General features: G+C 33.8%; 10 protein-coding genes. 4 read left to right on the forward strand and 6 right to left on the reverse strand.

Annotated features, from left to right (window positions below):
- Positions 1 to 482: 482 nt before the first annotated feature.
- From AC1DVP_RS01385 to AC1DVP_RS01395, 3 genes are all read right to left on the reverse strand, one after another.
- Positions 483 to 1,424, reverse strand: coding sequence for a proline dehydrogenase family protein (locus tag AC1DVP_RS01385; RefSeq protein ID WP_477181767.1), 942 nt, complete (start codon positions 1,422 to 1,424; stop codon positions 483 to 485).
- A gap of 108 nt (positions 1,425 to 1,532) precedes the next feature.
- Positions 1,533 to 1,784 carry an ArsR/SmtB family transcription factor gene (locus tag AC1DVP_RS01390; RefSeq protein WP_477181768.1) on the reverse strand — a complete coding sequence of 84 codons (252 nt, stop codon included), beginning with the start codon at positions 1,782 to 1,784 and terminating at the stop codon, positions 1,533 to 1,535.
- A gap of 319 nt (positions 1,785 to 2,103) precedes the next feature.
- A complete protein-coding gene (locus AC1DVP_RS01395) occupies positions 2,104 to 2,796 on the reverse strand; it encodes a hypothetical protein (protein WP_477181769.1) in 693 nt (230 codons plus the stop codon).
- A gap of 446 nt (positions 2,797 to 3,242) precedes the next feature.
- Between AC1DVP_RS01395 and AC1DVP_RS01400 the strand changes: the two genes are divergently transcribed.
- From AC1DVP_RS01400 to AC1DVP_RS01410, 3 genes are all read left to right on the forward strand, one after another.
- Positions 3,243 to 3,605 (forward strand): BlaI/MecI/CopY family transcriptional regulator, encoded by a 363-nt coding sequence (locus tag AC1DVP_RS01400; protein ID WP_348811333.1) that lies wholly within the window; start codon positions 3,243 to 3,245, stop codon positions 3,603 to 3,605.
- Positions 3,602 to 5,773 (forward strand): M56 family metallopeptidase, encoded by a 2,172-nt coding sequence (locus tag AC1DVP_RS01405; RefSeq protein WP_477181770.1) that lies wholly within the window; start codon positions 3,602 to 3,604, stop codon positions 5,771 to 5,773. The genes AC1DVP_RS01400 and AC1DVP_RS01405 overlap by 4 nt, the downstream gene beginning before the upstream one ends.
- A 174-nt stretch (positions 5,774 to 5,947) precedes the next feature.
- Complete coding sequence (locus tag AC1DVP_RS01410) at positions 5,948 to 6,826, forward strand: hypothetical protein (RefSeq protein WP_477181771.1); 879 nt, start codon at positions 5,948 to 5,950, stop codon at positions 6,824 to 6,826.
- Here the strand turns inward: AC1DVP_RS01410 and AC1DVP_RS01415 are convergent.
- Complete coding sequence (locus tag AC1DVP_RS01415; protein ID WP_477181772.1) at positions 6,809 to 10,543, reverse strand: metallophosphoesterase; 3,735 nt, start codon at positions 10,541 to 10,543, stop codon at positions 6,809 to 6,811. The two genes, AC1DVP_RS01410 and AC1DVP_RS01415, sit on opposite strands and share 18 nt — an antisense overlap.
- A gap of 308 nt (positions 10,544 to 10,851) precedes the next feature.
- On the opposite strand from AC1DVP_RS01415, the gene AC1DVP_RS01420 reads away from it, so the two are divergent.
- Positions 10,852 to 12,018 (forward strand): Pycsar system effector family protein, encoded by a 1,167-nt coding sequence (locus tag AC1DVP_RS01420; RefSeq protein WP_477181773.1) that lies wholly within the window; start codon positions 10,852 to 10,854, stop codon positions 12,016 to 12,018.
- A gap of 102 nt (positions 12,019 to 12,120) precedes the next feature.
- Here AC1DVP_RS01420 and AC1DVP_RS01425 read toward each other — a convergent pair whose 3' ends face one another.
- Complete coding sequence (locus tag AC1DVP_RS01425; RefSeq protein WP_477181774.1) at positions 12,121 to 14,481, reverse strand: GAF domain-containing protein; 2,361 nt, start codon at positions 14,479 to 14,481, stop codon at positions 12,121 to 12,123.
- A gap of 450 nt (positions 14,482 to 14,931) precedes the next feature.
- Complete coding sequence (locus AC1DVP_RS01430; protein ID WP_477181775.1) at positions 14,932 to 16,305, reverse strand: MFS transporter; 1,374 nt, start codon at positions 16,303 to 16,305, stop codon at positions 14,932 to 14,934.
- Positions 16,306 to 16,315 lie beyond the last annotated feature (10 nt).

The following is a 16,315-nucleotide window of genomic DNA, read 5'->3' on the forward strand; positions in this document are numbered from 1 at the left end:
TGTGTGTTTTTGCAATCTTGTAATGCTTCCTGGTAACGTCAGTTTGTCGAAAAAAAATGAATTTTGATTTTTTTGATTGGAATGTAAATATAGTTGTAAATCTATATTTTGAATCAAGTATAAATATGTAAAATTTTTTCAGGACGAGACAGTTTTTACTAGCTGAAAATTGTTTTCAACTGAAGCTCATTTGCAACAAGTTCTTACTTTATGAACTAAATAAAGCGTTTGCAACGTGGTTCATAATAATTTGGCTGCCATAAAGATTTTTGTTTTAGCTAAACGCGCTGCAAACGCTACGATTTATCTTCTAATTTAGGTAGGTGCTAGTTGCAGACTAGCACCAGAGAACATTGATATTGAACGAGCGCAAGTGAGGAAAAGATAGTTTTATCTCGTAAAATTTAGATTGATAAACGTTGCAGATAATTTATAAAATGGGAAGATCTTATACTATAAGTTTCTTTTTGAAAACAAAATTGTTAACTGACTATATCATTCAATGCCTGAAATATATTCAATGGATACTCTGCGATTCTATTGCATAAGTATAGATACCATTCTTTGCCATATACAAAGTATAATTTTGCTGGATGGCCTTGCTCTTTTAGATTCCTTAATTGTTCATTTTGAATTCCATATAAACTTTCAAATTCGTATAAATTTTTGCTGGTTTTATAATTTTGAATTAACGCAACAGCTTCTTTTTGTATTAGATCATGATGAGTAGCAATAGCGCAACTGTGATTTCTTGATAATAATTGATCTACATAATATAGGTATCTTTCGTTAAGGAGTGGGCTTCTTGGGATGGAAAGATGAGGAGGAGTTTCAAATGCGCCTTTTACTATTCTTATTCTTCCATTTTCCTTAATTAATTCTTCAAAATCGTCTTTGGATCTATGCAAGTAGGCTTGTAGCGTTATCGAAGTATTTTTATATTTTTTTGATGCCGTTTTGTATATGTCAAGAATAGCATCTGTTATTTCGACGTTTTCTGCGCTAATGGTTACCTCTATGTTATCTTTTTCGGCTTCCTGACATATTGAATCTAAATTATTGAGGCATAAATCTTTTGATATTGACAATCCAATATGAGAGAGATCAAGAGAAAAAGTTGAATTCAGCTTTTGGGTTTTAATTTCTCGCGCTATTCTGATGAATTCATTTGTAGCTTCTAAAGCTTCTTTTTCAGTGAGGGTGTTTTCGCCCATGAACTCTATAGAACTTTTAAATCCTTCCTTGTTTTGCTCTTTGACTTTGCTAATTGTTTCCTCTAGTGTTTCACCGCCTATATATCGATCAGCAGCTTTTTTTATCGTTTTGAATAGAACTTTATTTGAAAGAATATACTCTTTCGCTTGTTCATTTATAGCCGCTTTTCTTAAAGCGCTGGCTCCTAATCTTAGTAAATCTTGTTCCATGGTTATTAAATAATTTTTTTAGTGTTTTTAAATTAAGTTTAGCGGCAGAAAATTATGTCTATTGAAAAGGATATCGAATATCATGCTGCAATGTTTGGAGTGAAAAAATTAAAGCTCATTAGACAATGTCTGTATGTATTTTAAAATTTCATTTTCGTTTCTTTTATAATAAGTCCATTTCCCGTGTCTGGTGGCAATTAGTAAATTGACTTTTTGCAGCATCGTCAAGTAATGTGATACGGTAGATTGTGATAGTCCTGTTTTATTCTGTATATGACAGACACAGACACCATCATCAAAATTTGGAACATTTACCTGTTTTGGAAAGTTCTCTTCCGGTTTTTTAAGCCAATTTAGCATATCAATCCGTACTTGGTTAGATAATACCTTATTTATTTCTATAATATCCATATTGCAAATATATGACTACATATCGAGATATAACGATATGTAGTCATATATTTTTTTAAATTTCCTCTGGTATTCGTCTGCAACGAGTACCTATTTGCCTTTATGGAATAAGTAAAGCGTTTGTGACGTGGCTCATATATTTGATTGCCATAATAAGACTCCTGTTTTAGTTAACCTCGTTGCAAACGCTGTAATTCTCCTTCTAATTTAAGTAGGTACTCGTTGCAGACGAACACCAGAGAATGTTGATAAACGAGCGCCAGTTTTTTTATTGAAATAGTGTTAATTGTTTTTGATTTGTTTTTATATTAGAATTTATTCTTTTTGAAGTAGGATAAGGAATTTCTATAACACACCAAACTGTATTATGAATATGAAAAATCATTGTTAGCTTATTATTTCTTGTCCAATCTCTGACAACAATATATGAGAATACATTAGGTTGAATATGAATCCATTTTTTTATTTTGAATTTTTCAGAATATGTCAGCATAAAAATTTCAGCAGGTCTTGTTTCTTCGTTTTCAAATGGATAAAATCCATTACAGTTAAAAGATTTAAGAAGAGCTTTTTTCTTATATTTATGATAGTATAATCCAAGTGCATTTTTTTCAATAACTTTTTTTATTCTGTCTTGTTCTGTTCTAAAATAGATTTTACCAGTTTCATCTTGGAAATATGATTCCTCCATTTTAAATTTTAGTTTCGGAGAACGTTTTCTTGCTTTATAAACATTTCCTCCTTCTAATTTCCTTGCAATCAAATTTGGATTATTAGAAATTTCAGTCAAAACGTTAATAAAATATTCTTCGTCTAAAGAAAATGATTGATTACATTTTTTGCACGCTGGGATTGTCAATAAATTATTTGGATATGGTTTTTCAAGCAAGCTCTTTGAAGGAATATGATCCCTAGAGTCCGCTGTATTTTCACAAAAAGTACATTTGATTTCGTTTCCCACAATGTTTATATAAAATTATAGCTAACTCGTATATATGGTCATTATTTTAAGTATATTCTTCCAAATATAGTAATTTTTGAAAGGCATTAAAGTTTTTTTTCTTTCAAAAATTTTGATTTCCTTGAATATCAAAATAGAAATACTAAAGCTGATAGTTGTTCCAATTTTCTGCCAAGGATAGCAACGGAAAGCCCGCAAAGGAAGTGCCCTTAAAAAACAAAACCCAAAACAGCGACCAGCGGAAGCTCGTTTTGGGTTTATGTTTTTTTGGGCGATGACTGCGGACTTGCAGTGGATAGCCTGTTTAGGCAGCCTAATTTTAATCTTAATTATTTGGCTGTATTATTAAAGAATTAGTATCTCCACTAAAAAATTAGTTTAAATATTAATTAATTAGTTTTGCTACTAATTAATTAATAGTTATATTTGTTGAAATATTTCTGACTATGATAAAATTAGCTAAACGAGAAGAACAGATTATGCAGGTCTTTTGGGATTTGAACAAAGCCTTTATTAGGGATATAATTCCATTGCTGCCAGACCCAAAACCGCATTACAACAGTGTGGCAACAATTGTGAAGATACTTGAGGAAAAAGGGTTCTTGAATCATGAAACTACCGGGAATATGCATTGTTTTTTTCCGGTTATCAGCAGGGAAGAGTATCAGCAGTTTGCACTGAAGGATATCGTTAGTCAGTATTTTGATAATTCGTATCCTAGAATGCTTGCTTTTTTTGCCAAAGAGCAAAAGCTTACTGAAAAGGAACTGGATGAAATTGTAAACATCATTAAAAAAGATAAAGTATGATACCTTATATTTTGTACACAGCGCTTATTCTTTCTGCTTGTCTTGCATTTTATAAACTGCTTTTGCAGAAAGAAACTTTCTTTCATTTGAACAGGTTTGTCTTGCTTGGCTGTATGATTTTGGCTTTCATTTTACCATTGCTTCCGGTACCTCAGCAACTATCATTAAGGAAAGAGGCGGCGGAAAAGCACATTCCTTTGGTAAAAGCGGCTGTTGACAAAAGTCAGGCTATTGAGCTAAAATCACCGCCAGTACAGGAAGTTTTAGTAGAGCAGACAAAACAGACATTTGATGTCGATATGTTGTTGCAATGGCTGGTTTATTTGTATTGGTTTGGCGTATTGATATTTGCGCTTAATTTTTTAATGCAGGCTTGCGTACTGTTCTATAGAGCGTATTCGTTATCGGCGATTCAGGACGGGAAATTCCGGATTATCGAAATAACCGGTGACAAAGCTCCTTGTTCATTTGCCAATAATATTTTTATCAACCCAGAAAAATACGAGTGGGAAACGTATACTCAGATTTTGCAGCATGAAAAAATTCATATTGAGCAAAAACATACTATTGACCTTTTACTTTCGGAGGTTGTTCTTATTTTTCAGTGGTTTAACCCTTTTGCATGGCAATGGCGAAAAGCATTGGAGAGCAATCTTGAATTTTTGACAGATAACGAAATGCTGCAACAGGACACTGTCGAAAAAGAGAGTTATCAGTTTAGCCTGCTCAAAGTAGCGGCGCCCCATTTTCCGTTGAGTCTTACAACTAATTATAATCAATCATTAATCAAAAAGCGAATCATTATGATGAATTCAAAAAAATCAAGCGTCCACACAACATGGAAATATTTTTTCCTGTTGCCTTTATTGATTTTGTTTGTCTGCCTTTTTAATCAACCGGCAGCGCAAGGACAAACTTTAAATTTAAATGACGAGCCAAAAGAGCAGTCAAACATTCAAAATGGAATGGAAACGGAAGGCAGCTGGTTTGCTGTTATCAAAGGGAATACTGTAAATATTCAATTTAGAAACGGTGAAGAAAATAATTCGTCGACTACTTTTCAGCTGAGTGAATTGAATGGATTGACAAAAGATAAGCAAGGCAAGTTTACCTTAACACGCGAAGCGGGAACCATGAATTTTGAAGGAAAATTTGAGGGGAACAACGGAATGGGAACCTATAAATTTATTGCGAACAAAAATTTCAGCGCATCAATGGCTCAAGAAGGAGTTACCGTTGCAGATGAAAGTGATCTCATGGCTTTCTTTATGGTAAATGTGAAAATTTCCTATGTAAAAATGCTGAAGAAAAACGGTTACAAGAATATTGACAAAGATCAGTTGATTCCATTGGTTTCTTTGAATGCCAATGAGGAGTATATTAATTCGATGAAACAGGCTGGTATTCCTAATTTTGATTTGGATGATTTGATTCCTTTTAAATCAATGGGCATCAATAAAGCTTTTATAGACGAAATACGCCAGGCTGGCTACAAGAATATTACAGCCGATAATATTATTGCCTTAAAATCTCAAGGTATTAACGGCAAATTTATTACCGATTTTCATAATTCGACTAATGTAAATCATGATGATGAAACAGGGGACAATATCATTGCATTCAAATCTTTGAATATCGATGCGGCATTTATTGATTCGTTTAAAAAAATGGGATATAATAATCTTTCTAACGATGACCTTATGGCTTTTAAATCTTTAAATATTACCCCAGCATATATCCATGAGTTTGAAAAGGTAGGTTATAGCAATCTCAAACCTGATGATCTTATGTCTTTTAAATCTTTAAATATTACTCCAGCATATATCGATGAATTTGAAAAGGTAGGTTATACCAACCTCAAACCTGATGATCTTATGGCTTTGAAATCTTTAAATATTACTCCAAAATATATAGGTGAATTTGAAAAGATAGGTTATAAAAATATTAAGCCTGATGACTTGTTTGCTTTGAAATCACAGAATATAACTCCAGATTTAATAAATGAATACAAAGCTTTAGGTTTTAATGACTTGAATGTGGATAATGTTATTGGAGCAAAATCAATGGGAGTTTCGCCTGCCTTTATTAAATCGATGAAAGATAAGGGACATAACTTTAAAACTCTTGAAAAATATATGGAATTGAAAGCAGTTGTTGGCACTAATTAAGAGGGCAAATAACTAATTTTTATAATGCACATTAAGTTAAAAAAATTAATCAAATTGTAAGACTAAATTGAATGAAGCCCAAACCGAAAGGAATGGGTTTTGTTTTTTAAAATTATCACTGATATAAAAATGGTAAGAGATTATAAGTTATTTTTGTATCTATTCAAGAAATCTATGAAAAATTGTATTTCGATTACAGCCGTTTTTATTTTATTAGCTTGTCAAAATAATACTGAGACGCTAACAAAACTTTATAGCTTGCCTAAAAAGCTAAAAGAAGTTTCCGGTATTGTTTATTCCGAAAAGGATAATTTGTTTTGGACTTTGGAAGACAGGGGCAATGCCAATAAAATATATGGATTGGATTCCCAAGATGGTGTTATTGAAGAAACAGTAACCATCGAAAATACTTCAAACACAGATTGGGAAGATATCACAAAAGACAAAGCGGGAAATTTATACATAGGGGATTTTGGCAACAATGATAATATTCGAAAAGATTTATGCATCTATAAAATAGATAAAAATTCATTGCATAAAGAGAAAGCTGTTCCTGAATATAAAATTTCGTTTTCGTATCCAGAACAGACAGCATTTCCGCCCAAAAAAACAAAACTGCTTTTTGATGTGGAAGGCTTTTTTGAGTATAAAAATAATTTTTACCTCTTTACCAAAAACCGTAGCAAAGGATTTGACGGCACAGCTTTGGTCTATAAGGTTCCAAATAAAGCAGGTTTTCATCAAGCGGTTTTAATGGGGAGATTAAAAACCTGCGATAATTATAACCATTGTGCCATTACTAGTGCTGCGATTAGTCCGGATGCTTCCAAAGTGGTTCTTTTAACCCACGATAAAATTGTATTGCTGGAGAATTTTAAGGGCGATAATTTTTTAAAAGGAAAACAGTCGCAACTGAAATTAAACCATTTTTCCCAAAAAGAAGCGGTTTGTTTTAAGAACAATGAAACCCTCATTATTGCAGATGAAAAGACCAATAAAATAGGCGGTAATGTGTATGAAGTGAGTCTTACAAAATTAAAATCCATACCCTAAACCAAAAGCAATTCTAGCTCGGTCATCGGTACCTTTGAAATAGGTAATTCGTCCAGTAATTACATTGAGACCATTAATCCATACTCCACCGCCAATGGACTGATGCCATTTTTTAGAATCTTCTTCATCGAGCCAAACCCTTCCGTAATCATAACCTGCTAAAATTCCATACGACATGGGTATAATACTCTTTTTGATTTTTCCAATATTGAAACGCAAATCGGTACTTTGATAGAAAGAGGCATTTCCTAAGAATCGTTCATTTCTGAAACCTCTCAAATCATAGTCACCGCCCAATGTTGCACCTTGGTAAAACTCAAAATTATTATTGAACAATATTTTAGTTTTAAGAATTGTTGCCAAAACAAGCTGCCCTTGCGGATCAATTTTATGGTTGAAATTAATTTTTGCATCCAATGCCGGAAAATTAGCTTTCGTTTCCTGTACATTCATTTTCCAGCTGCCCGCTACCGAAAATCCAAATCCCATAGTAGGAAGCGAAGGAAGATCATAGTTTTCAAAACTGTATTTGGCCATTACCCCCGCATACTGCTGATTGTCAAAAACACTTGGGTTTACAGTCCCCGGAATATTGATGTACCGATCAGTGGTTTCTTCGACTCTTATTTTTTCGAAAGTTGCTGCAAAATTGACTTCACTTCCATAACGGCCTATTTTTTTAATGGAAGGAGCTGCATTTAGGGTTCTCAGGCGAACCCTGTTGTAATCCATTCCGTTACTATCATCATTGTTTACGGTTTCATTCCCATATCCAAAATAATTGATGGTGAAGTTGGGGCTTGTGAATTTGGACTCTAAATCAAAATCCCATTTACCGATTGTTTTTGGAAAATAACCGTTATACGTGAATTCATAACCACTCGTGGCAAATAAGTAATTCGCTTTCAGCACATGCCTTTGGGTGTATGGATACTGATTGAATTTATTGATAATATAAGTGGCAACGAAGCCTAATTTTACGCCATCATCCGGATTGTAGCCTCCAAACGGAAACCCTGAAAAAGAATTGTATTTCACTTTTTCATAATTGTAAAAATTAGACTCATATTCATCTGTCAGAAAGGTTTTTGTTTTAGAGTCTAAAGTATAATTGTTCGGTTTGGATTTAAAATCATAGATTTTAATTTTTTGGCCATTTTCTACAGTATACGTATCTTTATTTTGGCCGCCTATCAATCGAATTTTTATTGCTGATTTAAAGTCTCCTTTTACTTCAAATACATCATCATCATCTAAACCATAAATCCAAATATTTTTGGTTTTATCGGCGGTGAAATTTTTAGTGTAAAGCAATTCATCACCATTATTTTTAAGCCTGTAAACCGTTATTTCGGTATGGTTTGGTGAAGTATGGGTTATGGAAAATTTGTCTTTTTTGTCTGTTCCCACAATCAGAACCGTTTTTTGCAGAACTCTGTAATATTCCTTGGCATAGTCCTGAAGTTTGGTTTTTCGTATTTTTAATTTACGTTTAATGTCTTCAATCGTTCCGTCCTGAACTTCTTTGGGCAGATTAATAAAAGCACCGTCAATATCTGCATCCGAAAGATGTTCCTGAATGTATTTGGCCTGTGCTATCCATTCTTTTTCATCAGCAGTTTTTAGAAAAGCAATGTCTTGTGGGTATGGTTCACGGTTGAGCCATTTTACATTTTTAATGTCTTCCTTGAAGCTTTGCTGATGACGTAAAGCAGGCATATTCATTAAAAGAGAAAGCAATGCCCCGTCATATTTGGTAAAGGCTTGATCCCTGTCTCTTGGAATGGGTTTGTACACTATTTTTCCGTTCTCTTTGTATTCGCCCCAGCGCCATTGATCACTGTGTCTGTCCCAATCGCCAATGAGCATATCAAATAATCTGGCTTTGATGTAAGCAGGTTCGTCGATGATGTATTTTTCATCCTTATGCATGTTTTTCATAACATCATCGGTACTTATAATGTCTAATGGTTTTCCAAAACTTTTTGCATCTTTTTGATTGCCGGTCAACTGTTCTTCCACCAAATACAATTCATCTCCAAAATTATAATTGAAACTTTCCAAAATAGGTTCTTTTGGGATATAATACAAAGCTGGATTGGTATGTGCCACCCCAATTTTGTCGGCTAGGTTCCCAACGGCCAGCGGAGTGTAAGGGTGGGAGGTGGTGTAAAAATCAAACAAAAAGCCTTCAGCATACGTATCATCAAACTGATTTAAAACAAACTGATCTTTGAAAACGACAGACTGCAGAAAACGCGAAGTGCTTTTTTTCAAGGCGCGCATCACATATTCTTTTCCGTTTGCATCAACGAGGCGCAATGATTTTGATTGGTGTCCGCCACCTTCTCTTGTGGGTTTGACACCGCCAAATAATGTGTCCAAAGTGGCCGTTTTTGCGTCAATTGGCAAGCTGTAATAGTTTCGGTAATGCTGTCCAAAAAGAAATTTGTGGAAAATACTTTTTTGGGTCATTTTATTAGAATAAATGGATGTTCTTGTTGTCTCTGCAAATTTTTTCGACAAATTTTTTGGAACAGTAGTATCCCGAACCTTGATAATGGTTTGTTCCAAAAGCAATTTTTCCTGATGGTTTTCATTGCCATAAAAGGCTACTTTGGTTTTGCCATTCTTATAAAGTGTTAATGCTGTATAGCCATTTCCTCCGTATGAAAAATCAGTTGGATTTATAGCCTTCGCTGATTCCGATTTTGAACCCGCACCGCTAATGATTTGTCTGATATTGTTTTTGCTCAGGTATTGCAAATTATGATCATGGCCCGAAACTACTATTACATTTTTTTGATTCTGCAAAAGTGTTTTCACCCGTTTTGTGAAATTGAGATAAACCTTATTTTGTATGTCCTGGGGATTGATGCCCGATGTTTTCCGAATCAGATTAACCACAGAACCAATACCAGGCAATGGAATTTTTTGTTCCAATGGAAAAAGTTCTTTATCCAATGAATATTTCCCGCCGTGGGAACCACTGCTCATTAATGGATGGTGAAGCGCAATGATTACTGTTTTGTCCTGATTTTTATTCAGGAGGCTTGCCAGTTCATCAAAAAAATCTTCACGGGTCTTGATTGTGCAATCGTCATTTATAGTTGGGTATTTGTCCCAATCTTCTAGAAACCATTGGCTGTCGATAGTGATCAAAGTACAGTTTTTGTCAATTTTTAAGTCTTCAATGCCACAGTTTTTTTGGGGTAAAAAAGCTTTTTTGTCATTTAGATAATTGGTTATAAATTTTGCCTGACGTTCCAATCCGGCAATTCCGTTGTACCAGTCGTGATTTCCGGGAATGAAAATAGTTTTTCCTTTGAAGTTTTTAGATAATTGCAGCTGATTAGCGAGTTTATTTTCGGCTGATGCAACTTCGTTTGAATTGCCATTGCTTGGAAATCCTTTGGGATAAATATTGTCGCCAAGAAATAATAAGGTACTTTTTTTATTTGAATTTTCTAACCTTTTTTGGAGTAATGCCAATGTTTCCTGTGCTTTTTGCTCGTCAGCATTTCCGGCATCGCCAACTAAGAAAAAGGTATGGGCAATTTGTGAGGTATCCGATGTGTTTTGAGCGATATCATTTTCGGTATTTTTACCATATTGAGCACGATGTGTGGCACAAGACAGCATCGTCAGTATTACAACAATGACGGCAAAATTGAAAGCATTCCTTTTTATGAAACAATTTTTTGAAAACAATCCCATAATTTTTTATGTTTTTAAATGAGTTAATTTGAAATAAATACAACTATCATGCCTTTGATTTAAAGTGTTTAATAGTAGTGAATTAACGATTTTATTGTTTTGGAAATTTACCGGAATTTCATTTTTTTATAATTTTTCAACGGCATTAAGTAAATATAGCCAAAGCAAACAGATTAATAAGTCTGTCTTATTATTTAAATAAATATTTTGTAAAATAATTATGCCGGAAAGATACGGAGAGTTATTTATTCTATTGTTTTAGAATTACAGAAAACATTTTCATAATTTAGTCTCATAAAAACTAATGTATGGCTCTTGTAAATCAGGTTCAGGATTTTGTAACAAATTTAATGGAAAGTAAACTTTCGGGTTTATATACGTACCATAATTTAAACCATACGGTGGGTGTTGTTAACTCCGTGAACAGCTTATGCGATGAGGAAAAAGTTTCCCCTTCGGATAAAGAAGTTTTGTTGATAGCGGCGTGGTTTCACGATACAGGCTATACAAAAGGCTGTACAAACCACGAAGATTCCAGTGTCGAAATTGCATCTCAATTTTTGCGGGGAAAAGAGAAATCCGAAGAGTACATCGCTAAAGTTTCGGGTTTAATCAAGATAACAGCTAAGGATTTTGTGCCTAAAACGCTTTTGGAACAAATAATAAAGGATGCTGATTATTATCATATTCTGGACAATGATTATGTTTATAATTGTGAAGGCTTGAGAAAAGAGTGGGAGAATGTTGAAGGGAAATCGTTCACAGAAATGGAATGGATGAAGGAGAATGAATTCTTTTTGTCAAAAATTCATCGGTTTTATACTCCATATGCAATTGAACATTGGCAGCCTTTGAAAGAAAAAAATATAAAACGGCTTCAAAAAAAAATAAAAAAGATGAATCAGAACTTGCCAAAAGGAGATAAAACAAAAGGGAAGGAAGAAAAACCAGAGCGGGGCATTGACACATTGTTTCGGGTTACTTTGGGCAACCATACCCGTTTGAGCGGTATTGCTGACAGCAAAGCTAATATTTTACTCTCCGTAAATGCTATTATTATTTCGATAGCGCTTTCTACATTGATTCCAAAATTAGACAGCCCAAAAAATGTTCATTTGGTTGTTCCTACTTTTATTATGCTGATGTCAAGTGTGATAACTATTGTTTTTGCTATTCTTTCGACACGGCCAAAAGTTACAAAAGGCGTTTTTACCAAAAAAGATATTGAAGAGAAGAAAGTAAATCTTCTTTTCTTTGGAAATTTTTACAAAATGCCTTTGGAGGATTATAAATGGGCTATGAACGAAATGATGAAAGACAGGGAATACCTTTATAATTCTATGATTAAGGATTTGTATTACTTAGGAGTCGTTTTGGAAAAAAAATACCGATTATTGCGAATTGCCTATAATATTTTCATGATAGGAATCGTACTCTCTGTAATTGCTTTTGTAATCGCTTTCAAAACAATATAAGCATTTAATCTATAGATTTTTACAGTTATTGCCTTTGGCTTCAATTGAAATCAAAGGCTTTTTTTATGTCTAAATCTCCAATATTACAGCTCTCTCTTTATTTTAATTCCGTTCGTTTATTAAATCGTTATTATTGTCCTGTGTTTGGTTTTTGATATTTATTACTTTTACTCGGATTGCCCTTAACCCTGATACTCCTTGAAGTTCTTCGACTTCAAATTGTTCAATGGCTGGTTCCAGTATTTTTTTGTGCTGCAGGTATTTGATGTATTTTAGGTATTCGTTTTGTTCGGAATTATGCGAATAGACAATCGTGATTTTTTCTTTTTGGGTGATTCGCTCTTTGCTTCCTTTTATATTGGCTTTATCGATGCGTTTTTTGACCACTTCGTAACGGGCATTGTAGGTGCCGTCAACATCAAATCGTTTTTCATCCATTCTGAAACGTATTGAAATAGGAGAGCTGAAAACTAAAATCAGCGATGTTACGTCCAATTCATACGGCAAAGTAGCTTTGAGCTGATGGTGTTCTATTTCCATTTCACACAAAGTCTGCAGCTGCCACAATCTTAAATTTTGCAGATAAAGGTTGTCAAAAGGTTTTGTTGGTGTAATTGATGCCCCAATGTAGAGGTTGTGTTCGACTCCATCGGTTTTAAAACGTTCGTAATAATGAGGATAGATTTGTTGGGCTTCGATTTGTTTTTTATCCAAAATTACTGCCAGTTTTTTATTGATGGTAGACATTGTGGTGTCAAATTTCTTGCGGTAATGATAGAACATTCCTGTTTTTTCGTCCAGGCTTTCAAAATAGTTTTGCCTTACTGTTTCGCTTTCAGCATTCATTTTAGTATTTCTCAGAATTGGATGAATTTCAGTTTCAATATAATTCTGAATTTGTTGTTCCGTATCAGCTTTTAGCGGAGCATCAAGTTCTTCATAAAAAGACTGCAATTCGAATATCCGCTGTTCCAATAAAACGAGGCTTTTATTGGTTTTTTGGTTTTCAAAAAGCTGTATAAGCGTGGTCAATTGGTTTCTTAAATCCTCTTTTACCGTTTGATTCCGATGTTCGGATGAGCCTTTAATATCAATTTGGCCATATAGCGGATAAACTTCCTTAAATATAATTTCTTTAAAAATATAATCTTTATTGGGACTGTTTGTTTGGTAATATTTGAGTGCTTCCCGTTTGAATTTCCAATACACGCTCGAATGAATGGCAGTATATTCTCTTTGTATAATGGCTTCAATCTGATGCTGCATATCTATTTTATAGCGTTCCATTGTATCGATCAGATAAGGTAAAACCAAATCTAAATTTGTTGCATTGACAGTATTGAGTTCCTTAGGTTTTGAAGAAACTAATTCTATAATTCCCAGTATAGTTTCATTTTTTATTACAGGTGCAAAAATACAGCTCTTTATATTTTGCTGCAGCAAATGCTGTCCAAGACTTTCATTTCCGGGAATTTTTGAAAATTGTTCAACATTAGAGATTATCATTGATTTTTTTTTCTCCAAAATAGTTTCAAGCGAACAGCTGTAAATGTTATTTTTGCAGTCTATTTCCTCAAAGCCGTTTAAGATGAAACTTTTAATTTCTTTCTCTTCTTTTGACGGGTTCGTAAAATTTTCCTGCTCTTCATTGTAGATTATCAGTCCAATTCTTAAATCCGAAATTTTAAAAATAGACCTAAAAATAGATTCAAAACTCAATGTTGATTTGGTTTGTGATGATTCTGTTTTTAAAAGATTGCTTTTTAGGTTGGATATGGCATTTTCTCTTGTAACATCGATTAGAGTAATTATTCCGAAACCTTTTAGAATCCAGCTCTCTGCAGGGAATTTTTCTTTCCACAGCGTAATATTATCATAATTGTCCATCAAAAGATCAAAGTCATTTTGAGAAAGTGGGGACACATGTTGGGTTGGGATAACTTCTATAAAATCGGCATTATACAAAATACGGTAATGGTTTATAATGCCTGCCGCATTTGGGATATCATAGAATAAAGGCTTATTAAAATCAAAATGCTGATGATAATAAGCGTTTAAAATTAATATGCAATTGAAGATGTAAAACTGATCCTCCTCAAAATCACGTATCTCCATATCAAATGTCATTCCTGCATCTTGCAGAATTTTTTTAAATCTCTCGGAATAATTAAAAGTGATATTTTGAAACGGAATGCTAATTGCTTTAATTTCGTTGTGTGTTAATGCAGTAGGGAAGAGGTCGGCAAGTAAATTGTGGATTAAAGTTTCGTGTTTTTTTATAAAGTTTAAATCATCAATTCCATCCCTGAATTCTGGGTACGGAGCTACTTCTTTCAGTAAAGCTTTGGCATAATTCGATCGATAATCCACATCGGCGGAAGCGATGTTCTCTAAATTTTCAATCAATTTATGAAATGAAATCAGAGTTTTGAATGGGCTTTTTGTAAATGTAGGGATACTCATGAAAAGATTGAAGTTTGCAGCTGCTTTAAAAATGAAATAGTTGGTTAATCTTGTTACCTAATTATTTGTATTTTGCCAGTGGGCTTGCTGATTGAATAATTGGAGTTTAAAATTAATGAATTTTTTTGGCAGATGCAGAATTTTTTTGCCTTGCATTAACTGAAAATTTTGATGCTTATTAATTTTATTCTGTAAATTATAAGTTTCGGCTAAGTTGTATTTTTATAAAACAGTTAAAATCATTGCTATGAAAAAATACTGATTCTTATTATATGTCGGTTTTGTATAATCGGATTGATTTTTTCCTATAGCCAAAATCCTTACTCCTTTGGAGAGGATTAGGATAAACAAAAAAACTATTTTATATTTTTAAATGATATTTGATTTACGACTAAAATCAAAAAGTGCCCGATTGACGAGTACTTTTTAAATTTTTTCTGACAGAATTAATTATAAATCTTTGATTTCTGCATACTTAGGGACAAGAATTTTCATAATAATCCACGCAACTAAATAAGCCAAAGCACAAAGTACGAACATTATGGTATAACCGGTTTGTATATGGCTTAAAGCTTCATAATAGTCAAAAAGGATACCTCCCAATTTTGAAACCAGGACACCTCCAATTCCACCTGCCATTCCTCCAATGCCAATGATTGATCCAACTGCTTTTTTGGGAAACATATCTGAAACGGTAGTGAATATATTAGCAGACCATGCCTGATGTGCTGATGCGCCAACGCCAATTAAAGCTACCGGAATCCAGTAACTTATATAGCCCAAAGGCTGTGCAAGCAATACCACCAAAGGGAACAGGGCGATAATAAACATGGCTTTCATTCTGCCTTCATAGGCGTTATAGCCTTTGTTAATAAAATACATTGGAAAATAACCACCGTAAATGCTTCCAAACATTGTCATTGTATATAGCACGGAGAGCGGAAAAGCAATATCAGTTTTAACAAGCCCAAATTGAGCTTCCAGGTATTTTGGCAGCCAGAACAAGAAAAACCACCAAATACCATCCGTTAGAAATTTACCAATGACAAATGCCCAGGTTTGTTTGTGTTTTAAAAGTTTTATCCAAGAGATTTTTTCTTTTGAAACTTCAGTTTCAACAGTTTCTTCAATGATTTCTCCATCAAGAATGTATGCTAATTCGGCTTGAGATAATCTTTTTTGTTTTTCTGGTTTTTCATATAAGATATACCAAAAAAACATCCAGATAAAACCAATTGCGCCAATAATTATAAAAGCACTTCCCCAACCCCAATTAACTGCAATCCACGGTACGGTCAGTGGTGCTAAAATTGCACCTACATTAGAACCCGAATTGAAGATACCAGTAGCCAGCGAGCGTTCTTTTTTAGGAAAATATTCGGCAATAGCTTTTATGGCAGCCGGAAAATTTCCTGATTCTCCAAAAGCCAAAAATGATCTTGAAATCATAAAACCCAAAATGGAAACTGGAACAGCCGCAATGCCCGCCCACGCAAAAATGGTATTAAATGTTGTTCCGAGAGGAATTGCATAAGCATGCATTATGGCTCCGACAGACCAAATTGCAATGGCTAGGAGATAGCCTGTTTTGGTTCCGACTTTATCTATCAGCCTTCCTGCAAACAGCATAGAAATGGCGTAAACAAATTGAAAAATTGCCGTAATATTAGCATAATCACTATTACTCCAATTAAATTCTTCGGAAAGGCTTGGCGCCAATAAACTAAGCACCTGCCTGTCCAAATAGTTGACGGTGGTTGCAAAGAAAAGCAATCCACAAATTGTCCATCGGTATTTTCCAATGATTTCGGTTTTATTACGCATTATTTTTTGG

The sequence above is a fragment of the Flavobacterium sp. P3_A6 genome (assembly GCF_056403035.1).